16 protein-coding genes and 3 pseudogenes are annotated in these 21,465 nt (G+C 70.3%); 7 read left to right on the top strand and 12 right to left on the bottom strand.

From position 1 onward, the window contains the following. Nucleotides 1-38: 38 nt before the first annotated feature. Entirely contained in the window at nucleotides 39-437 is a 399-nt protein-coding gene (locus tag AC4IHM_RS11635; protein ID WP_490866997.1) for a DUF4307 domain-containing protein, read from the bottom strand. Nucleotides 438-594: 157 nt separating this feature from the next. On the opposite strand from AC4IHM_RS11635, the gene mca reads away from it, so the two are divergent. Further along, a complete protein-coding gene (gene mca, locus AC4IHM_RS11630) occupies nucleotides 595-1,476 on the top strand; it encodes a mycothiol conjugate amidase Mca (protein ID WP_490866996.1) in 882 nt (293 codons plus the stop codon). Beyond that, nucleotides 1,469-1,729 (top strand): hypothetical protein, encoded by a 261-nt coding sequence (locus AC4IHM_RS11625; protein WP_490866995.1) that lies wholly within the window; start codon nucleotides 1,469-1,471, stop codon nucleotides 1,727-1,729. Before mca ends, AC4IHM_RS11625 begins: the two co-directional genes overlap by 8 nt. A gap of 105 nt (nucleotides 1,730-1,834) precedes the next feature. On the opposite strand, the gene AC4IHM_RS11620 is transcribed toward AC4IHM_RS11625, so the two are convergent. The 3 genes and pseudogenes from AC4IHM_RS11620 to AC4IHM_RS11610 all read right to left on the bottom strand — a co-directional run. Then, entirely contained in the window at nucleotides 1,835-5,044 is a 3,210-nt protein-coding gene (locus tag AC4IHM_RS11620; protein ID WP_490866994.1) for a tetratricopeptide repeat protein, read from the bottom strand. 281 nt (nucleotides 5,045-5,325) lie between these two features. Next, nucleotides 5,326-6,069, bottom strand: a complete 744-nt coding sequence (locus AC4IHM_RS11615; protein WP_490866993.1) for a hypothetical protein — start codon at nucleotides 6,067-6,069, stop codon at nucleotides 5,326-5,328. A 217-nt stretch (nucleotides 6,070-6,286) separates the two neighbouring features. After that, nucleotides 6,287-6,997: pseudogene (locus AC4IHM_RS11610) on the bottom strand (NADP-dependent oxidoreductase); the annotation flags it as partial. A 162-nt stretch (nucleotides 6,998-7,159) separates the two neighbouring features. On the opposite strand from AC4IHM_RS11610, the pseudogene AC4IHM_RS11605 reads away from it, so the two are divergent. After that, nucleotides 7,160-7,456, top strand: a pseudogene (locus AC4IHM_RS11605) (winged helix-turn-helix transcriptional regulator); the annotation flags it as partial. Between the two features lie 88 nt (nucleotides 7,457-7,544). On the opposite strand, the gene AC4IHM_RS11600 reads toward AC4IHM_RS11605, so the two are convergent. Further along, a complete protein-coding gene (locus AC4IHM_RS11600; protein ID WP_490866992.1) occupies nucleotides 7,545-8,159 on the bottom strand; it encodes a TetR/AcrR family transcriptional regulator in 615 nt (204 codons plus the stop codon). A gap of 362 nt (nucleotides 8,160-8,521) precedes the next feature. Here AC4IHM_RS11600 and AC4IHM_RS11595 point away from each other — a divergent pair, with 362 nt between their 5' ends. Then, entirely contained in the window at nucleotides 8,522-9,037 is a 516-nt protein-coding gene (locus tag AC4IHM_RS11595; protein ID WP_490866991.1) for a YceI family protein, read from the top strand. On the opposite strand, the gene AC4IHM_RS11590 is transcribed toward AC4IHM_RS11595, so the two are convergent. Further along, a complete protein-coding gene (locus tag AC4IHM_RS11590; protein ID WP_490866990.1) occupies nucleotides 9,018-10,034 on the bottom strand; it encodes a LysR family transcriptional regulator in 1,017 nt (338 codons plus the stop codon). The two genes, AC4IHM_RS11595 and AC4IHM_RS11590, sit on opposite strands and share 20 nt — an antisense overlap. A gap of 59 nt (nucleotides 10,035-10,093) precedes the next feature. On the opposite strand from AC4IHM_RS11590, the gene AC4IHM_RS11585 reads away from it, so the two are divergent. Then, on the top strand, nucleotides 10,094-10,564 hold the full coding sequence (locus tag AC4IHM_RS11585) for an ester cyclase (protein ID WP_490866989.1): 471 nt from the start codon (nucleotides 10,094-10,096) through the stop codon (nucleotides 10,562-10,564). Nucleotides 10,565-10,581: 17 nt separating this feature from the next. Here the strand turns inward: AC4IHM_RS11585 and AC4IHM_RS11580 are convergent, their stop codons facing one another. Genes AC4IHM_RS11580 through AC4IHM_RS11555 form a run of 6 tightly spaced genes read right to left on the bottom strand, consistent with a single transcriptional unit; the run spans nucleotide 10,582 to nucleotide 15,975 of the window. Continuing rightward, nucleotides 10,582-10,941: a restriction system modified-DNA reader domain-containing protein gene (locus tag AC4IHM_RS11580; protein ID WP_490870808.1), complete on the bottom strand. Its 360-nt coding sequence runs from the start codon at nucleotides 10,939-10,941 to the stop codon at nucleotides 10,582-10,584. An 18-nt stretch (nucleotides 10,942-10,959) separates the two neighbouring features. Beyond that, nucleotides 10,960-11,691, bottom strand: a complete 732-nt coding sequence (gene cas6e / locus AC4IHM_RS11575; RefSeq protein ID WP_490866988.1) for a type I-E CRISPR-associated protein Cas6/Cse3/CasE — start codon at nucleotides 11,689-11,691, stop codon at nucleotides 10,960-10,962. Then, nucleotides 11,688-12,527, bottom strand: a complete 840-nt coding sequence (cas5e, locus tag AC4IHM_RS11570) for a type I-E CRISPR-associated protein Cas5/CasD (RefSeq protein WP_490866987.1) — start codon at nucleotides 12,525-12,527, stop codon at nucleotides 11,688-11,690. The genes cas6e and cas5e overlap by 4 nt, the downstream gene beginning before the upstream one ends. Further along, on the bottom strand, nucleotides 12,524-13,879 hold the full coding sequence (locus AC4IHM_RS11565; RefSeq protein WP_490866986.1) for a type I-E CRISPR-associated protein Cas7/Cse4/CasC: 1,356 nt from the start codon (nucleotides 13,877-13,879) through the stop codon (nucleotides 12,524-12,526). The genes cas5e and AC4IHM_RS11565 overlap by 4 nt, the downstream gene beginning before the upstream one ends. Before the next feature lie 4 nt (nucleotides 13,880-13,883). Continuing rightward, complete coding sequence (casB, locus tag AC4IHM_RS11560) at nucleotides 13,884-14,483, bottom strand: type I-E CRISPR-associated protein Cse2/CasB (protein ID WP_490866985.1); 600 nt, start codon at nucleotides 14,481-14,483, stop codon at nucleotides 13,884-13,886. After that, nucleotides 14,476-15,975 carry a type I-E CRISPR-associated protein Cse1/CasA gene (locus AC4IHM_RS11555; RefSeq protein WP_490866984.1) on the bottom strand — a complete coding sequence of 500 codons (1,500 nt, stop codon included), beginning with the start codon at nucleotides 15,973-15,975 and terminating at the stop codon, nucleotides 14,476-14,478. The genes casB and AC4IHM_RS11555 overlap by 8 nt, the downstream gene beginning before the upstream one ends. A gap of 137 nt (nucleotides 15,976-16,112) precedes the next feature. Between AC4IHM_RS11555 and cas3 the strand changes: the two genes are divergently transcribed. Together cas3 and AC4IHM_RS11545 are read left to right on the top strand one after the other, a co-directional pair. Continuing rightward, nucleotides 16,113-19,133 carry a CRISPR-associated helicase Cas3' gene (cas3, locus tag AC4IHM_RS11550; protein ID WP_490866983.1) on the top strand — a complete coding sequence of 1,007 codons (3,021 nt, stop codon included), beginning with the start codon at nucleotides 16,113-16,115 and terminating at the stop codon, nucleotides 19,131-19,133. 291 nt (nucleotides 19,134-19,424) lie between these two features. Continuing rightward, nucleotides 19,425-21,453: pseudogene (locus tag AC4IHM_RS11545) on the top strand (thioredoxin domain-containing protein). Nucleotides 21,454-21,465: the final 12 nt, after the last annotated feature.

The raw sequence follows: 21,465 nt of genomic DNA, 5'->3' as shown, positions 1-21,465 counted from the left end.
TCAGGCCCTATGGATTCGCGCCAGCGGGCCCCGCTGGGTCACTCCGCGTGGCAGCCGAGCAGCTCGGCCGAGGTGCCCGGCGCCTTCGTCCGCAGGGTGACGACCTTGTCGATGCGCGTGTCGTCCCCGGCGAAGCGGAAGTCGGCCCGGCCCACCTCGTCGCCGTCCTCGGCCTGGGAGCGCACCGTGCAGTAGCCGGCGACACCGGCGTCCTTGCGGACCTCCAGGTGCACCTGCACCGAGTCGGCGGACAGCTCGAACCCGATCAGTTCACCGCTGATCTTGTTCTGGCCGACGTAGTGGTAGCCGAACCAGCCGATCACCGCGAGCAGGACGGCACCGAGCACGGCGCCGACGACCTTGAGGGTGCGGTCGGCCCGTTCGTCCGAGGAGCGGCCGTAGCGGCCCTCGGGCGGGCGCGTGCTCGCCGTACTCATGATCGTCCTCTCGGCAGGAGCGGGCCGGGCGCGTCCCGGAAGAGCCCCGGGGCCCGGTCTTCCCGGACTCCGGAATTATTCACCCTTCGATTCGGTCACTATAGAAGCCGCCGATTGCGCCGGTGCACACGGGCGCCGACTTACCGAGGATTGAGTCTTGACTGACCAGCTGCGACTGATGGCCGTCCACGCCCACCCCGACGACGAGTCGAGCAAGGGCGCGGCCACCATGGCGAAGTACGTGTCCGAGGGGGTGGACGTGCTGGTGGTGACCTGCACGGGAGGGGAACGCGGCTCCATCCTCAACCCCAAGCTCCAGGGCGACGCGTACATCGAGGAGCACATCCACGAGGTACGCAAGAAGGAGATGGACGAGGCCAGGGAGATCCTGGGCGTGGGCCAGGAGTGGCTAGGCTTCGTCGACTCCGGCCTGCCCGAGGGCGACCCGCTGCCGCCGCTGCCGGAGGGCTGCTTCGCCCTGGAGGACGTGGACAAGGCGGCCGGCGAGCTGGTGCGCAGGATCCGTTCCTTCCGGCCCCAGGTGATCACCACCTACGACGAGAACGGCGGGTATCCGCACCCCGACCACATCATGACCCACAAGATCACGATGGTGGCCTTCGAGGGCGCGGCCGACACCGAGAAGTACCCCGAGGCCGAGTACGGACCGGCGTACCAGCCGTTGAAGGTGTACTACAACCAGGGCTTCAACCGGCCCCGCACCGAGGCACTGCACCACGCTCTGCTGGAGCGCGGCCTGGAGTCGCCGTACGGGGACTGGCTCAAGCGCTGGGCCGAGTTCGAGCGCAAGGAGCGCACGCTCACCACGCACGTGCCCTGCGCCGACTTCTTCGAGATCCGGGACAAGGCGCTGATCGCGCACGCGACGCAGATCGACCCCGACGGCGGATGGTTCCGGGTGCCGATGGAGATCCAGAAGGAGGTCTGGCCCACCGAGGAGTACGAGCTGGCCAAGTCCCTCGTGGACACCTCCCTCCCCGAGCGCGACCTCTTCGCGGGCATCCGGGACAATGCCTGACATGAGTGCAAGCGCAAGCCTGGCAATGACGCACCTCGTCACTCTCGCCGAACTCGACGAGGACAAGGTGACGCCCGGTGTCCTCGGGTTCGTCGTCTTCGCGGTGATGGCCCTCGCGGTGTGGGGGCTGATGCGGTCCATGAGCCGCCACATGGGCAAGGTCGACTTCAAGGAGCCGACGGATCCGGAGGCGGAACCCGAGGCCGGGGGCAAGGACGACGCGTCCGGGCGGGTGGAGACGCAGCAGGGCTGACACCGGCCCCCGCACAAACGCGGAGCGCCCGGCGCGCGGGCGCTCCGCGGCGGGTGCCCGGCCGCCCAGGCTCTCGAAGCGGCGGCCGGGGCTGAGGCCGCGGCCCTACTGCCGGGCCGTCACCGCCACCCCCATCACCTCGCGGGCGTGGCGGTTCGGGGTCATGCCGAGGCGCCAGGCCTGCCAGCCGGCCTCCAGTTGGACGCCGCGCTCCAGGAGCAGTTGGTAGGCGTTCACGTAGTCGTCGAGCTTGGTGTCCCGGGCCGGGTGGCGGGCCCGGGACAACTGGGCCAGCTCCTCCTGCGCCACCGCCGAGCCGACCTCCACGCCCCCGGGGGCGGCGTACGGCAGCAGGGTGCAGCGCAGGAAGCGGGCCCAGTCCTCGCCCCGCCGGTCGCCGTACGCGGCGAACAGGGCGGCGGCCTCGTCGCACAGGGCGAGTGCCTGCGGCGTACGGGCGTTGCCCGCGTCCACCACCGCCAGCTCCAGACAGGTCCACGCCTCCCCGTGGCCGACGCCGATGCGCTGGAAGTCGGCGCGCGCGTCCACCAGGAGCTGCCGGGCGAAGCCGGAGTTGCGCAGCGAGCCCGTCTGGGCGGCCCGCTGGTCGCGGGTGACCCGCGCCGAGTGGTGCCGGGCGCAGGCCAGGCCGTACACGTCGCGCATCCGGGAGAACATCGTCCGGGAGCGTTCCAGCTCACGCACCGACTGGTCCAGGTCGCCCATCTCCTCCAAGGCCTGGCCCACGTAGTAGACCGTCCACGCCTCGCCGCGCGCGTCCTCGTTCTCCCGGTGCCGGGCCGCCGCCCGCCGCAGCTCCTCCAACGCCTCCGAGGCCTCGCCGTCGACCAGGCGCGCCCGCGCCAGCTGGGTCAGCGCCCAGGCCTCGCCGCGGGCGTCCTGGGTGCGGCCGTACAGTTCGAGGGCCGCGCGCAGGTCCGAGTCGGCCTGTGTCACGTCGCCCATGCGCAGGTGCAGTTGGCCGAGCTGGAAGTGTGCCCACGCCTGGCCGTGCAACGACTCGCCCGCGCGGTGCAGCACCAGGGACTCGGTGAGCAGGTCCAGGGCCTCCGCCAGCCTGGCCCGGTCCCGCTGCACCGCCGCCAGCGCGTGCAGTGTCCAGGCCCGGTCCGTGTCCAGCTCCGGCGAGGCCTGGAGGTCCAGCGCCTCCCGCAGCTTGGCCGCCGCGTCGGTGAGGTTGCCCTGGTGGTGCAGCGTGATGCCCAGTGAGCACAGGGCGCGGGCCGCGCCGGCGTCGTGGTGGGCCTCCCGGTACAGGTCGACCACGGAGGTGAGCGTCGTACGGGCCTTGTCCAGCTCACCGAGCTGCCGGGCCGCGATACCGGTACGCCACTGCACCGAGCGCACCAGCAGCCCCTGGTCCACCGACTGCGCCAGCTCACTGATCTCGCCCAGCCGGTACAGGTCGCCGCGCAGCAGGCAGTAGTCGCACAGCGCGCCCAGCAGGTTCAGCACCGTGCCCTGGTCGACGCCCTCCGCGTGTCTGAGCGCCGCCGTGATGAAGCTCGACTCGTCGTCCAGCCAGCGCAGCGCCTCGTCCAGGGAGGTGAAGCCGTACTGCCCGAACCGGTCCGAGCGGGTCGACATGTTGCCGTCGACCAGCCGCAGCACGGAGTCGGCCAGCTCGGCGTAGTTCGCGATCAGCCGTTCCTGGGCCGCCGCCCGCTCCTCCGGTTCCTCCTCGTCGGCGAGCCGGGCGCGGGCGAAGGCGCGGACCACGTCGTGCAGCCGGTAGCGGCTGCCCCGGACATGGTCGATCAGGCCCGCCCGCGACAGCGCCGCCAACTGCCTGGTCGCCTCCACGTCGTCCGTGGCCAGCAGCGCGGCGGCGGCAGCGGCACCCAGCGAGGTGCGCCCCGCCAGGGCCAGCCGGCGCAGCAGCCGCCGGGCCGGTTCCGGCTGGTCGGTGTAGCGCAGCCACAGGGCCCGCTCGACCGGTTCCACCGGCCCGTAGGCGCCCAGGTCGGTCGCCAGGGCGCGCGGCGAGCGCGGGCCGAGCGACGACCCCGCGACCCGCAGCGCCAGCGGCAGTCCGCCGCACAACTGCCGGATCCGGTCGCCCGCCTCGGCGTCGTAGGGCCCCGAGGCGTCCTCCGCGGCGGCGGCCAGCAGCTCCTCCGCGCCGGCCGCGTCCAGCGCCTCGACGGGAAGGTCGTACACCCGCGCGGGCAGGTCGGGCGGCAGCCGGAGCGGCTCCCGCGCCGTGACCAGCACCAGGCTGTCCGACCGCTCGGGCACCAGCGTGCGCACCTGCTCGGGGTCGGAGGCGTCGTCCAGGACCACGGTGACCGGCACGCCCGTCAGATGCTGGTGGTACAGCTCGCTGAGCCGTTTGACCTGCTGGTCAGCGGAGGACCGCTCACGGAACAGCAGTTGCTCGCGCGGCGCGCCGAGCCGGTTCAGCAGGTGCAGCAGCGCGTCCCGGGTGCTCAGCGGCGCCTCGTCGCCCGCCGCCGAACCGTCCCCGCGCAGATCGACCAGGCACGCGCCGCGGAAGTAGTCCCGCAGCTCGTGGACGGCCCGCACGGCGAGTGTCGTACGGCCGCTGCCGGGCTCCCCGTGCAGTACCACCACCGTCGGTTTCGTCTCGGTGCTCGCGCGGGCCGCCCGCACCCACTGGAGCAGCCGTGCCATCTCCTGCCGCCGGCCCGCGAACGCGCCGTCCGGCTCGGGAAGCTGTCCGAACGACTGCTCCAGCGCGTTGCGCCCCCGGGCCGCCGCGCTCTTGTCGGCACCCCGCAGCTTCGGCCCGGTCTTGGCCGGTCCGGTGGACGCGGCGAGCATCCGCTGCTGGTCGAGGAAGGGCCGGATGCCGCGCACCTCCAGCGCGGTGAGCCACTGCAGCCGCAACTGCGCGGGCCCGCCGGGCTGTCCGGCGGCCCCGGCGCGGTGATGGGCGGCCGGCACGTGGGACCCGGCGACCTTCACCACGGTCGCCGCGGCGCCGACCACCCCGACGGCGACTCCCGCGCCGACCGCCGTGCCGGTGCCGGTGCCGAGCGCCACGTCGGCGACCACCGCGGCGACCGCCGCCACGGCGGCCACCAGCAGGGGAGTGCCGGCCCCCTCGCGGGCGTAGCGCTGCCCGAAGGTGAGCTGTCCGGCCGACGCCTCGTCCAGCGCGCGGGTGTAGGCCTCGTACTCCTCGGCGGCGGTACCCGCCATGGCGTCCAGGGACGCGCGGGCCCGGGACAGCAGGACGGTCCCGTCCGTGCGTCCGCCCGAGCGCCGTACCTCCTCCTCCACGGCCCGCCTCAGCAGCCCCTCGGCCTCCGCCCGATGACTGTCCCGCATTGTGGCGCCCCCTCCGGCGGCATCGGTGTCCTCCCGGGTGCTCCCGGGCACTCCGGTGGCCCAGGTGTTCCCGGGGCCCCACCGAGCCCATCCCCGGGTCCTTCCCCGGTTATGCCTGGGCCAAGTGTCCTGCGGCGAGGAGACCTTGGGCCCTGGAGGGGGGGCAATACCCGCCATCGGCACGTGAAGCGGGGCACGCACCGCGCGGAGAGGTTGGTTCCCGGTCGCGGCGGAGCGCTCCCGCCGTCCGCCGCGAGGGCGAGTCGATGTCCGCGCCGTCCCTACCGGTGACCGTCGCGTCCATACATGCGACTGTGCTCCGCCAGATCCGCGGACGCCACCATCACGCCCGAGGCCAGTCGGCGGACACCGGCGGGACTCGGTGAACCGGAGTCCACGGGCACGCCTTCCACGTCACTGTTCTGGTACGGAAAACGGTCCCGGGCGTTGCCGCGGACAGACTGCTCGTACCGCGTCTCCGCGAGTTCACGTGTCACGTAGTCGATGGCTCGGTAGTCACTTCCGCCCTCGCGGGCCCGTTCGAGCATGTATCGCACGTTCCCGTCCAACGGGTCCTGGTACTCCGTGAGGTGGATGAACCCGTCCAGGTACTTGTGCGTGGCGGTCTGGCGGAGTAGTTCACCCGCGCCTTCAGCCGCCTGGTACCTGGCCCAGTACTGGTCCTTCCGCCGACCCCAGTAGCTGTACAGGCACTCGTCCTCGTTCTGGTCGTAGAGCACGCGCGAGCCGTCGGTACGGCGCACGACGAGGAAGGGGCGCCGATCGACGGGAGTCTCCTGCCAGCGACCCTCGTGCAAGGTCATCAGGTGCTGGATCGCGAACCAGGCTGCGTGCTTGTCGTCGAAGCGGCGCGCGCCGAAGGCTATGTGGTCCACGAACCAGCCGCCCCGGGCGAGCGTGCCCACTTGGATCTGCGCGGGGCCGTCCAGCGCGCCGTAGTCGTGCAACGCCCACTGCTTCACAGCCTGATACCGGCCCTTGCGGAGTGTGATCGCATTGCTCACGCGCGTCACCCTAGCGGGGGCGGCCGCCCCGGCTCTACGGGTGAGACCGGTCCGTGCCCGGACACCGCGGCATCCGCGACTCCGGTGCCGCGCTCGGCCGGGCGCGATCACCGCATGCGCGTCGCCGCCATGCCGCTGTCGACGTCGAGTGTCGTGCGGGCGCGACCGTGTCGACTCGGAACCTGACGGCCCGAACTCCGCCGCCCGGCACGGGTGAGCTGATCGAGTGCGGCTTTCGTGGCTGGACCGTGATCGCGACGAGGTCGCCCAGGGATCCGGAGGCCGCGGTGTCGGGCGCGATGTCGACGCCGCGCGCGGCGAGAGCGGGGAGAGCGGGGAGGCGCTGTGCGAGGCCGGGGTCGTAGGTGGTGGGAACGGCGCCGAGAGAGGTGAGGAATTCGTGGTTGCGCTCGCCGGCCGTCCCGATCACGGTGGCACCTTGCGCCACAGCGATCTCGACCGCCGCACTGCCCACGCCTCCGGCGGTGCCCTCGACGAGCAGGGTGCGCCCCGCGAGGGAGCCGAGCGCGTTCAGGCCACGCATCGCGGTCACGGACGCGAGACCGGCGCCCGCGGCCTGCTCGTCGTTCCACGTGTCGGGAGAGTGGGTCCAGGCCGAGAGGATGACCAGCTCCGCGGTCGCGCCGGTGACACCGCCCGGCCCGAAGACGCGGTCGCCGATGCTCACCCCCCGTACTCCGTCACCGAGTTCGTCGACCACTCCGGCGGCGTCGCGCCCCGGAATGGCGGGCAGCTCCAGGGGAATCAGCTGGTGCAGGGCGCCGGAGCGCAGCTTCCAGTCGATGGGATTGACGCCGGCCGCCGCGACACGGACACGGATCTCACCAGGCCCAGGGTGGGGGTCGGGGGCCTGCTCGATCACCAGGCTCTCCGTTCCGCCGTACTCGTGGAAGCGGGCTGCGCGCATGATTTCCGTCCTGCTTTGAACCTGACGTTCGACGTGAGGTTCAAACCGGCAAGCCGGCTGCCTTCCGGTCATCGGAATACCTCTCGCTGAGCCGATGCTCCGGAAGATATCCAGAAGGTCGGTCACCAACTGGACACCAAGGCCGAGGACGGGAGCCCCTCGATGACGCAACGGCCACCGCTGCCACCCGACTTGTTCGACGAACTGTGCCCGTCCCCGCTGCTGCCCTTCCGCTTCGGTGACAAGTGGGCACCCATGGTTCTGCGCTGCCTGGACGACGGCCCGCGCAGATACTCCGAACTCCGCGTGCCACTGGGCCGCGTCACCCCGAAGGTGCTCACCCAGTCGCTCCGCGGCTTGGAGCGAAACGGGTTCGTGTCACGTACGGTGCACGCCGACCCGAAACTCCGGGTGGAGTACGCGCTGACACCGCTGGGCCGCAGCATGCTGGAGCCACTGGCCGGCCGGTACGCCCAACGCCTGGCGGAGCAGGGCTACATCCGTAAAGGGCCCGCCAAGCATTCGTCCGGCGTGGCGCGTCTGCCGGTCAGGGCCTGCATACCCGTTCGATCAAGTCCTGCCAGGCCGAGCCGAGGCTTTGCTCGATCTGAGGGCCCGCGTTGGTCAGCGCGTCGGCGGAAAGGTACAGCAGAAGCGGGCCGTCGAGCGCCGCGGTGAGCTGGATCGAGAGCAGGTCGAGGTCCACGCCGTCCAGGTTCAACTGGCGCAGGAGCATCCGGATGTGCATCTGTGACGTTGGTGTCTGGGGACTCAGCGGGAGGGGCTGGCGACCGTCGAGCGCGAATCTGGCGATCTCCGTGTTCTCGAGCAACAAGCGCACCCGTGCCCGGCCATACGCGATGAGCCGGTCGACCGGCGGCGCCCCGGGGCCGAGTGGCGGCGGCCCGGACAGGACCCGCTCCTGCACGCCTCGCTCGATCTCGTCGAGCAGTGCCTGGAAGATCCCCGCCCGGGTGCCGAAGCGCCGGAAAACGGTGCCCTTGCCCAGGCCCGACCGCTCGGCCAGCGCGTCCATCGTCAGCTGATCGGGACCGGACTCGGCCAGCATCTGGCGTGCAGTGGCCAGCAGATGTGCACGGTTACGGGCCGCGTCCGCCCGTTCTGGGCGCGGCGCCCCCCAGCCCACCGGTAGCACGTCCATGGCGGTGATCCTAACAGCCATCCCATCATGCGGGGTAAAGTCCGGTTATGCCTTTCGAGTGGTCGTCGCAGGTACGGGGCCATGCGCCGCCGCCCCGACCGAACCCGCTTCGACCCGGTTTCGGTCTCGCGCGCCAAGTACTCAAGATTGCGCCGAACATCCTGGTCAGGGCCTCTGGATCCGCCAAGTGCGCGTGATGCGCGGCGCGTTCGCCGCCCTGGGTGCCGGTCTCGGGCGTTGCGTGCGCCCATCAAGCGGGGTAAAGTCCGCTTACGTCGACTGGGTGATCCCCCGCCTGTCGACCGATGGGGCGGAACCGTGTGCCACGGCTCTGCCGCGCCCCGCCCAACAAGGGAGTCCCAATGACCACCGCTGTGGAAACCGGCCTGTGGCAGCTCGACGCCAACCGCTCCACCATCGCCGTAAGTCAGGTGACGATGTGGGGCATGGTCACCGTGAAGGGAACGTTCAACGGCGTCTCCGGCGAGGGCGAGGTCCGCCCCGACGGCACCGTCCACGGTGCCGTGACCCTGGACGCCGCCTCCCTGGACACCCAGCACAAGAAGCGCGATGAGCACCTGCGCAGCGCGGACTTCTTCGACGTTGAGCACCACCCCACCCTCGCCTTCGCGGTCCGTGACGCCGTGTTCCGCCAGAACGACGTTGTGGAGGTCGAGGGCCGGTTGACCGTCCGCGGTGTCAGCCGCCCGCAGGCCGTCACCGTGAAGGTCACCGGGTCGAGCGCGGACGCGATCACGCTCACCACCGAGTTCACCGTCGACCGGGAGCAGTTCGGCATGAGCTGGAACCGGCTGGGCATGATGCGTGGCCTGACGACGGTGACGTCGACGCTCCGGTTCACGCGCCCGGCCGCCTAGGGCGGCGCGCTGTACCGGGTGATGCGGAGCCGGCACCGCTTGGGGCACTCTTCTCACCAGGAGATCTCCGAGTTCTCTGCGGTTCCTGCCCAGAGTCAGGCTTGGGGAGGCGAGCGACCTGATGCTGCAGGGCCGTCACCATCGCCTGTGCCTGGTCAGAGGGGCGCGGCCGGGTTACGACGACTGTCGCGCGGCCGGGCCAGGTGTCCGTGACGGCCACGGCCCGTACACCCCTTGGCAGGGCCGGCAGGGCCAAGTCGGGGATGACAGTGATGCCCAGGCCGGCCGCGACCAGACTGAGACGTGTCGACCAGCTGCGCGCGGTGTGGGCGATGCGGGGGCGCGGCAAGGTCGGCCAGGCCCCGAACTGCGGCTCGCCGGTGGTGCGGTCCCCGGCGATCCAGTGTTCGTGGGCCAGGTCCGCAATGGTGACGCGGTCGTGGTCCGCGAACCGGTGGGTGTCCGGGACGACCACGAGAAGATCGCCTCGGACCACTGCGGCCTGGCGTAGTTCGCTCAGGTCGTAGTCCGGCAGGCCGTGGCCTACCCCGATGACCGCCACGTCCAGCCGGCCCGCCCGCAGCCGACGAAGCAGGGCGGGGGTCGAGGCTTCCTCCAGGGCGACGGCGAGACCCGGATGGCCGGCGGTCACCTGTGCCATCGCTCTGGGGACCAGGGCCATGGCCGCGGTGGGATAGGAGCCGATCGCAAGGCGGCCCGCCAGCCGGTCGCGCAGGCCCGCGAGTTCCAGCTCGATCGCTGCCAGGTCGGCGAGGATTTCCGCCGCCCGCCGGACGAGCACCTGGCCGGCCGGGGTGAGCGCCACGCCTCGTGGCCTGCGGTCGAAGATGGGCGCCCCGGCCGCCGCTTCCGTGGCAGCGACCTGACGGGAGACGGCCGACTGTGTGTAGCCGAGTATCTCGGCTGCCCGGGTGAAGGAACCCGAGGCGGCGACTTGTTGAACAACCCGGAGGCCCGCGAGGGTGAACTCAGCCACGGCTGGAATTTACCATGCGTATTCGGCATGGATACCGTGCGAAATCATCGTTGGACCGCATGCCTGGCGGCGGGCAGGCTGGCGACATGACACAGCGAATCACTCGAAACGAACTCGTGGCGCGACTGGTCCGGGCCGGTGAGCTGGAGGTGTCGGGCGAGGATCCGGCCGAGGCGGCGGCCTATTTCGACACGGAGAAGTTCCGCTTTCACGGGCCGGACGGTTTCGAATCCGACTTCGCCGGACTCACCGCCTACTTCGCGTCAGTACGCGGCGCCTTCGACGCCCGCTCCATCCGACGCGGAATCGTGGTGGCCGAAGGCGACCACGTGGCTTGCCAGACATGGATCGAAGGCACCTTCGTCCGTGAGTTCACCCAGTCCCCGGCCGGCCCGCTGCCGCCCAACGGCCGACGCGTCGTATTCGACCTGCTGAACATCTTCCGCTTCGACGAGAGGGGACGCCTCGTCGAAGAGTGGGTACGCACCGACAACCGCAGCCTCTTGCGCCAGCTGGAGAGCGTTTCATAGGGGCGGAGTTCACCAGCTCAAGAGCCACCGGCCTCGCTGACAGAGAGAGCGATCTGGCATGGGAAACCGGCGTTGCGTGAGCAAGAAGCTTCCTCCTGTGGTCCTTTGCGGCCGTCGTCGGCGTCGTAAGATCCAGGTCCGACAGCTGCGGCGGCTGCCCTGGAAGGGGTTTTGAACTTCTGCCCGTCTTGCAGTTCGATCCTGCCGTCCGCAGCCACCTGTGCGAGATGCGCTTTCCCGGATTGCTTGTGCTCGAAAGTGAGCTTTGTACCCGGAGCCAGCAGTCCGGCGTCCACCAGATCCGAAACCCGTACACGTCGTCCCTCGAACAGGCCGGTCCGGGTAGCCCGTTCCGGGCTTCGCGGCCCGGCCGTGATCCGGCGGACCCTGCTCGGTCAGACACTGTCCGGGGAACGAACCAGAAGCAGTCCCGCACCGTAGGAGCGGGCCCGGCCGACTCCGTTGGCGAGGGCGTCGGCGAATGCCTCGGGGTCGGTGACGGTCAGCTCCCCCTTCAGCTCCGCGCGGCCGATCCTGGCACCCTGGTGCTTGGCTGTCAGGCTCAGCTTGGGCAGCATGCGCACGGCCATGGAGTCTGTCACCCCGTGTGCCCCGATGCGACGGACACCGAGGGGACCCACACGTTGCTCGCCCTCGGCCTGGAGGCGATCGGCAAACCACCGTCGGACATGACCGGGGGTCGTGTCGGACAGCCGTTTACGCGGTGCGCGGTCGTCCTCGCGCGTGCCACGCTGGCGCGTGGGGTTCACCACGATCCGGAAGGCGTACGCCTCTCCGGTACGGACCGTCATGTCGACCGGCAGGGTGGTGATGCCGTCGGTCAGAGCCGCTTGGGGAACGAACGACCAGTCCGGCTGGACGCGGGACTGCACGATCAGGACCAGCCTGTTGTTTTTCAGGTCCAATGTCCAGACATGCAGGATGCCCATCTGGGCCCGCGGGTCAGGCTCATTCGGCGTGATCCACCCGTTGAAACCCGACATCACCAGGCGATGCATGATGTGCGGGTCGAGAACGGCTTTCTGCGCCAGAACATGGCGGGCGTCGAGGTGGAGGACGCTGTGACAGGCCACGAAGCGTGCGATGGCAGTGGAGGCCGTGGTCATAGCAGGTGCTCCCATCCAATGGACTGGCCCGGTTCGATGTACACGCGTCGTTCCCAGCGGGGCGCGTAGCTGCGGTGGGTGGGGTGGAAACTGACCGGCTGGTCGTTGATCCTTGAGGCGCCAGTGGTGCCGGGCGCCACCTCGACCCAGGTCCACGGCTGTTCGGAGGTGGCCTGCGGGAGCAGGTGGGCGGCAGCGAGGACCTCCTCGATGCATCCGGGGTGTACCCCACCGGAGATCTCTCCTGCGGGCGGGCAGGATTTCCGTCCGAGCCACAGGAAGCGCCGAGGCTGTTCCAGAGCCACGGCCAACTCGTCCAGCATCTGCTTGTCCTCATGCTCGACCGCCGCGACGAACTGGGCATCCGCGAGGTAGGAGCGGTTGGTGATGATCGGGTTGCGGTGCCCCGTCCGGGCGAGGAGCTGGCCACTGTTCGGATCGGGGGCGATGCCCTTGGGCGCCCCGTACCAGCCGCCGACGGAGGGGCCGGGCATGACGCCGAACGCCCGGCCGGGCACGTTGTCGAAGAGGGGAGCCGTCGTTCGGTTCAGCCGGTGGTCGGTGATCAGGTCACGAGGGCGAAGGGGATACCGTCCACCGCCGACGGTGTGGTAGTCCTCCACTGGGGTACCGGGCCGGTCGGCACGCACTGCGAACCGGAGTTCGTCGAGCGGCGTGATCGGATCCTCCCGGCTGAACCCCGCGGCGGCGGCGAGCAGCCCGATGAAGCCTGACTTGGTGGGTCTGAGGTGTGTGTCCCGCTGGTCGAACCGCGAGCTCAGCCCCCAGGACTGGAGAGGACCGGCCAATCGGGCCAGGAGTACGTACGGGCTCACGGGGCGGTCATTTCCTCGACGGAACCCGCCTCGGTGGCGACGAGCGCCCCTTCCTGGCCCGCGAGTTCGGTCAGCAGCTCTTGGATGTCCAGGTCGTAGGTGAGGACGCGCCCCCCGCCGATGTCAGAGCGCTTACGGGTGACCAGACGGTGCTGCGCGAGGAGCCTGCGGGCGGCCGCAAGAGCGACTCCTCCACTCGCCCGCTCGTCGATCGGCGATTCGAAGGCAGCGGAGTAGTTGAACGGACGCGCCCCCTCGAAGGCCAGGACCAGCTTGGGCAAGGAGCCCGTGGAAGCGGTGGTGTTCTTCTTTGCGTGGGGCATGGCGTCAACAAATGCCTCGACGAACTGGCGCTCCGCCGCGCAGGCGGCCTTGTCCACTTCCTCAGGTGGCATCCCGCCGGCCGCCAGATTGTTCCGCAGCTGCACCCGGTCCAGCGCCGCGTGTCGGTAGAACGTCCCCGAGATCAGGGACTGGTAGCCGGTCATCCCTGCGCCTGCGTCGTCCGCCGCGTCCAGGAAGTCCAGGGCGTTCGCCTTGCGCCGGACCTTGGCATCGTCCGCGGCGCTGTAGAAGTCGTCGATCTGGTTGGCCCTGTGCACGGTGAAAGCGGGTCCGGTCATCACAGCGCCGTCCACATTGGGTGAGTCCGCGATCTCGGCGAGGAAGCGCCCGTACAACGCGATGTCGATGGCGTCCCTGGGCGCGAGCGCCGTGAGTACCCCGGCACGTACATCCCTCGGCAGGGGAGGGATGCGCGACTCGCCCGCGCCCCCCTCGCCATTGGCCGCCGACTCGGGTTCCGCAGCCGCTCGCTTCCTGCCCCGGGAGTTGCTCTTCGCCGCCTCACGTGCCATTTCGAATTCCTTGATCCACCCGGCCACGACATCGCGCTTGGCGTCGATAGAAGCGGCCAGCTTCTCTCCGGCGTCCTCGGGAGCGAAGACCAGCACCTTGGTCAGGTCGCGGGTGCGTTCCTTGTCCCCGAAGTTGAGTCCCACGCCTTCCAGAACGGCCTTGGCGGTCGGGAGGGCCTCGGCCCGCTCCCAGCCCAGGGCGCAGAGAGCCTCGGTGGCGAGAAGTGCCCACTCGCGGGTGCGCATCCCCATCGTGTAGCCGGCCAGCGCCCCCTCGCCCGCGTTCGCACGGTCACGGCCGAGCATCCGTTCCGCCCGTCGTCGTGCCTGCGACGTGATCAGGTTTCGTGTCTCGCCACCGAACGGGATGATCTTCGCCATCCCGTTCTCGTCGCGGACCGGCAGCACTGCCACCAGGCTTTCGAGCGCGTGGAGGGAGAGGAACTGGTGGCAACCGAGCTGTTCGTACACGGCGTTGCTGCGGATGATCGTCACGTCGTCAGTCGCTCCTCTTCGAAGGGAAAACGGGGGTGTAGAAGTCGCGGGCCCAGTTGTAGGCGACCGATCCGCCGGGCGACCGCCACTTCGTGAGGTCGTCCGCCAGCCGCGCCCAGGACGGGGGTGTCGCGTCGCAGGCGCGGGCGCGCTCGATCGCGTGCTGCAGGTGCCGCAGGGGGAGTTCGTGCGAGGCCACCAACCGGTCGAGGAGCCGGGTGGCCCCGGGGTCCTTGGGGCCCCATCCGCCCGGACTGCCGATACGGCGGAGCGCGCGGCCCATCGACCCTGAGCCGGAAAGCGCTCTGCTCCGGCCGGCATGGAAGCGCGCGAAGAGGAACGCCACGTATTCGTAGGCAGGCCGCTGCTCCTCCACCGGGGCGAAGTTCGCAGCGATCAGCCTCGGCTCGGTCAGGGCTTCGGGCCGCCTCAGGTCGGCGAGTGCACCGGTGTCGTGCGCCCACACCAGGCGGCACAGGTAGCGGCTGAGCTGCTCGGACCGGGGGCGCTCATGAGTGGCCGTGTGCTTGGACGACGCAGCCACGTCGTCGACACTCTCCGCGATCAGGGCCTGCAGTTCCGGAGGCAACTGTGGATCAGTCATCGGGATTCCCCTTGAGGTAGGCGGGGCACTTCTCGGCCTTCAGCATCTGCGTGAGCCGCCTCTCGGCCTGGATCCGCGCCCTCATCCCACGCTCACCAGGCGGCAGCGAGGCCAGGCGGGACTGTAGGGCGTTCCGCATGGCCGTCCGGATCTCCCGTCCGAACGCTTCCAACGGCCCGGCGTCGGGTCGTTGGTTCGCGTTCACCGAGTCGAGTAGTGCGTGGAAGGGAGCGGCGGCCCCGGCCCACATCTCCCGCGATCCGTTGAACCGGGCAGTCTGCGGCTTTCGGTCCGCCGGTTTGGCATTCGGATACGCCGCCTCACGGGCGGTCACCGCCGCCGACCACAGCGCCTTCGCCGCGTACTCGCACATCGCCGATCCTTCGTCGGCCGCCCACTTCAGGTCGACCCGCAAACCGGACGTGTACGGGAACGAGTCCAACACCCACCTGACGGCAGCTGACTTGCGAGAGACGAGTCCCACTGCCCACAGGCCCACCGTCCTGTCGGGCAGTTCGGCGAGGCGGTCGTACAGGTCCGCGCCCTTGGTCCGGTCCGCGGCCGCCGCGTACAGCGCGTGAGCCTCTTGCCAGACGGCCCGGTCCAAGCTCGGGCGCAGCGGCCCTTCGTAGTTCCCGGACCGCGTCAGCACGGCGTCCTGCAAGTATGCAGAGGGTAGCGGGGCGAGCAGCTCCCCGGCGGCCATCAGCACCCGGTCGACCATCAACCGGCCGTCGACGAGAACGGGTCGCAACAGGATCGACCGTCCGAGGAAGGAGTGCAGGTCCGCCCGGCCGTCGGGGAGGCGCGGCTCCTTCCCGGAACGGAAGGTGCGCCGACGGCGCCGCCCGTCCGTCCAGGAGTAGTTGAAGGTCGGCTGCCGGTCCCTGCCGGGAACGAGGTTCAGCCGTAGCGTGTCGCCGAGCGTCGGCCCCATCGCGATCACCCGGATACGGGAACCCAGCCGCCCGACGGCCTGGTAGGTCAACTGCGGCCCCAGCCAGTCCGCTTTGGCCATCGCCCTGCCGCCGAGACCGTAGGCGTGCTGGGCGAGCATCGCCCTGAACGCGACGTCCGGTCGCATCGGTTCGGGGTCGTACAGATGGGACTTGTCGAAGAACTGGTTGTAGTCGCCCGCCCGTTCGATGACGACCTGGGCATGCCCCACCCCGTGCCCGTCGAGGAAGGGTGCGAGTTCCGCGTTCTGTCCCAACGGCTGCTCCGGATGGAAGAGGTCCCATCGGTCGTCCGGCTCACCAGCCAGCCAGTCGGCCGCCGGACTCAGCGACTCCTGGCCCTCGACCCAGCGGCGCCACTCCTCGGGCGAGGCGGGGACGTGATCCGACGAATAGAGGATCGCCATCAGGTACTCGAAGACGGCGACATCTTCTCCCGCGGTCGAGCCCGAGAGCGCGAGGACCCGGTCCGCGTTGCGCAGGAGATCCACCAGGTTCATCAGCCGGACAGCAGTCTTGCCGGAGACTTCGTCCACTGTCAGTGCCGGCTGGCACGCTTGCGTGCGTGGATCCCACCGCCATACCGGATTCGAGGCATCGCCTGAACCTCGGTATATCGTTGTGGGTTGACTGGATCGCATGTGCCGAACGCTAGCAGTGGCGGGGTGATCGGATGAGAGATTCCCGGAGAATCGGTCTCGGGTGGATACTCATCTGGGGCAAGACGGACCAGCGCGGGGTCAGTGACCGCCGTGGTGAGGGGAGTTGGAATCCGCTGCTCGCCCACATGCTCGATGTGGGCGCTGTCACGGGCGAGTTGTGGGACAACTATCTTGCCCAGCCGGTACGGGACCGTCTCGTCGAGGCTCTTGGCGCCGGGGACGAAGCGGTGGCGCGGAGGAACGCCATGTTCTACGCCGCCTTGCACGACCTGGGCAAGGCGTCCGTCGGCTTCCTCCACCAGTTCGGCAGAGGGCGCTGGGTCCGCTCACGGATGCGACAGGCTGGAAGGACGTGGCGCACACAGGCGCGTTCGGCAGGATTGCCTGTGCCGGAGGAATCGGGATTCGCTCCCTGGGCGGGGCACGAGCACGTCACAGCCCATCACCTGCCGCGCCTGCTCGGCTGTACCTGCCGACACTGCGGAGGGGAGGGTGAGGCGCGCCGTGGCCGCGGTCTCCACCGCATGGCGCTGCTATTGGGCGGCCACCACGGCCACATTCCCCACCTCGAGACCGTTCACCGGGCAGCCCGTGCGGCCCGGCCGGACGACTGGGACCCGTACTACCGGCACATGATCGAGACCCTCGCCCGCCTGTTCGGGGTCGACCTGGAACGTCTGCCCGAGCGCACCTCCCTCGAACGCCCTGTGACACTCCCGCTGTTCGCGGGTCTGGTCGTGATGGCCGACTGGATCGCCTCTGACGAGACCCTTTTCCACTACCGGCTTCTCACTCAGACCGTCGAGCAGTGGTGGAAAGCTTCGCAAGGGCAGGCGGAAGCCGCTCTTCGCAAGCTGCGCCTGCACTCCTGGGCGCCCGAGCCACCCAAGTGGGCAGAACTCTTCCCCGAGGCACCCCTCCCCCGCCCGTTCCAGGCCGCTGCCATGAGAGCCGCGCCCATCGACGGCCCCGCGCTGGTCTTCGTCGAAGGCTCCACCGGGGCGGGGAAGACAAGCCTCGCCCTCTGGTACGCCCACCATCTCGCTCGCGTCAACGGCTACCACGGGCTGTACGCGGCAATGCCCACCCGAGCAGGGACCGATCAGGCAGCCGCCGAGTACATCTCCTTCCTCACCCGAGCCTTCGGCACCCCTACGGACGCCAACTTGGCGATTGTCCACAGCACGGCGGAAGCCTCCCCGGCCGTCCATCGGCTGCTCGACGCCGGGAAGCGGAGATCTGGCCATGAACGTGCGGCCGATTGCCTGCCGTTCATTGAGGACACCCTGTCTTCCGCGGACGATCCCAAGCTGCCCGGTCGGCCCGTCCTCGACCCCTGGTACCTCCGTAGGTGTCGTGGCGTGATCTCCACGTTCGGCATCGGCACCGTGGATCAGGTGATCCTGGCCGCCCAGGCGTCAGAACACTGGTTCCTCCGGCTCTTCGGCCTCGCCAACAAAACGGTGATCATCGACGAGGCCCATGCATACGAGCTGTTCCAGGAACGGCTGCTGGAGGCCGTTGTCAGCTGGCTCGCGGATGCCGGAGCCTCGGTGGTGGTGCTTTCGGCCACCCTTCCGAGCGGCACCCGGCAGGCCGTAGCCGACGCCTGGTGCCGCGGCCATCGTGCCCAGCCGCGTCCACTCCGGGCCGAGGGTCCCGTCACTCTGATCGACCGAGGGGGCCGGGTCACCGGCGTGCGACCGGACGAGGCACCCGCTCCGCAGCACACCCGCCTGGACCTCGTCCGTGACCCCGGCACGGCAGCGCTGGCCGACCTCATCCTCCGCGAGGCCGCCGACGGAGGGTGCACCGCAGTGATCCGCAATCGGGTCGACTCGGCCCACGACCTCTACTTCGAGGTATGTGAGCGGGCCAGGAAGCGCGGTTGGCGACCCGAGGAAGTGGTCCTCTTGCACGGGAAGTTACTGCCACGCGACCGTCTCCCCCTGGAGATGCGGCTGCGGGAGGTCCTGGGGCCGGGAGAAGACCGCACCCAGCGCAACCCCGCCCGGCCGGAGCGCCTCCTCGTCATCGCTACGCAGGTATTGGAACAGTCCCTGGACCTGGACTTCGACCGCCTCTACACCGACCTGGCCCCCGTCGACCTGCTCATCCAACGCCGGGGGCGTCTGCACCGCCACGCCCCTAACCAGGCCGGTCGTCCGGCCCCCTTGCGCGAGGCGCGCATGACCGTCCTCCACCTGCCCGCCCCGGACGGCCTGCCCCTCGTGAGCCCTCCCACCGAGAACAGTCCGGGCAACTTGGACGCGCACGTGTACGCCCCCTATGCGTTGACGATGTCCTGGTACCTCCTCAACGACCTCGTCACCGCCCCGTCCACCTGCGCGTCCTGCGCCGGCGAGCGGAACCCGGAACGACAGCACGGAGCCGCCTGCTTCGACGCCACGCGAGACGGCGCCTCTCTGATCGAGAGGGCCTACAGCCCGGCACCCTTCCCTCGGACACCCATCGGCTCCTTGCTCAGAGCAACCTGGGAACAGTGGCTCGATGATCTCAGCGACCATGACAACACCGCCCACGCCCGCGCCCTGTACCCCTACGGCCTCGACGGAGAGCCGACGGGAGTCGAAGCCCTGAAGAGCGGCGGGGCGCATGGCAAGGGCGATCGCAGCACCGGCGCACTATCCGCACGGTCGCGTCTGAGGGAACCCGGCACGGCGGTGGTCGTCCTCTTCTGCCGGAACCCCGGTGGCAGGAAACCGTTCTACAGCTATGACCCGGCCGGTGAACTGGCCGCCGACCTCGACGATCACAGTGCTCAGCACGACCAGGAGTCCCTTGACGCCCACCGGGCTCAGCAGCGTGAGTTGCTTCTCAACACCAGTGAAATTCCGACCAGTTGGCTCGCGCACCTCTCGCCGGTCTCCGAGTGGCCGCCCTTCTCCGACAGGCCGCCGCTACGGAACAGGGCTGTGATCGTTCTCGATCCCCGAGGTCGATGTCTCAGCGGGCCGAGAGGGCCTATCGCCTACACCCCCACACGGGGCCTGCACCTCGTGAGGCGCTAGCGATACGCTGCCCGTCCCTGTTCCCACACAACCGCAGGGATGGGCCGGATATACCGAGATTCCCGGCTCCCTTCTCCCCGCGCCGGCGGGGCCTTCGGGTGATCGGAGCGGCTGAGGGCGGCCGTGCGGGTCGCCCCACGCCTCAGTGGCTCCGCGGACCCGCCCAGACTTTATCCCCGAGAGCGCGCCATATCGCTCTCTTCCCCTGGGGAGCGGAGCAGGCGCTGACCGCGCGGGGGAGGAGGTGAGGGCTTCCTGGCTGGGAGCTTGTGGTGTGAGAGGCTGACTTTCATGAACCGGCTGGCTGGTGTGACCTCGCCTTATCTGCTTCAGCATGCCGACAATCCGGTCGACTGGTGGCCGTGGGGACCCGAGGCGTTCGAGGAGGCGAAACGGCGTGATGTGCCCGTTCTGCTGTCGGTCGGTTACTCGGCGTGCCACTGGTGCCACGTCATGGCACGCGAGTCCTTCGAGGACGGACCCACCGCCGAGTTCCTCAACTCGCACTTCGTGAGCGTCAAGGTCGACCGTGAGGAGCGGCCCGAACGTCGACGCCGTCTACATGGAGGCGGTGCAGGCGGCGACCGGGCAGGGTGGCTGGCCCATGACCGTGTTTCTCACGCCGGACGCGGAGCCCTTCTACTTCGGCACCTACTTCCCGCCCGAGCCCCGGCACGGCATGCCGTCCTTCCGGCAGGTTCTCCAGGGTGTCGGGCAGGCCTGGGCGGAACGGCGGGACGAGGTCACCGAGGTCGCCGGGAAGATCGTGCGGGACCTCGCCGGGCGCGAGATCTCCTACGGCGACGCGCTGGCGCCCGGCGAGGAGCAGCTCGGGCAGGCGCTGCTCGGGCTGACCCGGGAGTACGACGCCCGGTGGGGCGGATTCGGCGGCGCGCCGAAGTTCCCGCCCTCCATGGTGGTCGAGTTCCTGCTGCGCCACCACGCCCGCACCGGCGCCGAGGGCGCGCTGCAGATGGCGCGGGACACCTGCGAGCGGATGGCACGCGGGGGAATCTACGACCAGCTCGGCGGCGGCTTCGCCCGGTACTCCGTGGACCGCGAGTGGGTCGTGCCCCACTTCGAGAAGATGCTGTACGACAACGCCCTGCTGTGCCGCGTCTACGCCCACCTCTGGCGCGCCACCGGCTCCGACCTCGCCCGCCGGGTCGCGCTGGAGACCGCCGACTTCATGGTGCGGGAACTGCGCACCGCCGAGGGCGGCTTCGCCTCCGCGCTGGACGCCGACAGCGACGACGGCCTGGGGAACCACGCCGAGGGCGCGTACTACGTGTGGACGCCCGCGCAGCTCACCGAGGTCCTCGGGGCCGACGACGCGGAACTGGCCGCGCGGTACTTCGGCGTGACCGAGCAGGGCACCTTCGAGCACGGCGCCTCCGTACTGCAACTGCCGCAGCAGGACGGCGTGTTCGACGCCGGGCGGATCGCCTCCATCAGGGAGCGGCTGCTGTCCGCGCGGGACGCGCGTCCCGCCCCTGGCCGGGACGACAAGGCGGTCGCCGCCTGGAACGGGCTCGCGATCGCCGCCCTGGCCGAGACGGGCGCCTACTTCGAGCGCCCCGACCTGGTGGAGGCCGCCGTCGCCGCCGCCGACCTGCTGGTCCGGCTGCACCTCGACGAACAGGCCCGGCTCACCCGCACCAGCAAGGACGGCCGGGCCGGCGCGAACACCGGGGTGCTGGAGGACTACGCCGACGTGGCGGAGGGCTTCCTCGCCCTGGCGTCGGTCACCGGGGAGGGCGTCTGGCTGGACTTCGCCGGGCTGCTCCTCGACCACGTCCTCACCCGCTTCACCGACGGCTCCGGCGCGCTGTACGACACCGCGGCCGACGCCGAGCGACTGATCCGCCGCCCGCAGGACCCGACCGACAACGCCACCCCGTCGGGCTGGTCCGCCGCCGCGGGCGCCCTGCTCTCCTACGCCGCCCACACCGGCTCCGCTGCGCACCGCACCGCCGCCGAGCGCGCTCTCGGCGTGGTGAAGGCACTCGGCCCGCGGGTCCCGCGCTTCGTCGGCTGGGGGCTCGCGACCGCCGAGGCGCTGCTCGACGGTCCCCGCGAGGTCGCCGTCGTCGGACCCGAGCCGACGGACGGCGCCGCACGGGGGCTGCACCGCACGGCGCTTCTCGGGACGGCGCCCGGCGCGGTCGTGGCCTTCGGCACCGAGGGAAGCGACGAGTTCCCCCTGCTCGCCGACCGGCCGCTGGTGGCCGGGGGGCCGGCCGCGTACGTCTGCCGGAACTTCACCTGCGACGCCCCGACGACCGACCCGGATCGGCTGCGCACCGCGCTGGGCGGCTGAGCGGCCGGGGCA

It is taken from the genome of Streptomyces sp. SL06, from assembly GCF_058244745.1.
This window is presented reverse-complemented; position numbering and strand designations above follow the sequence as displayed.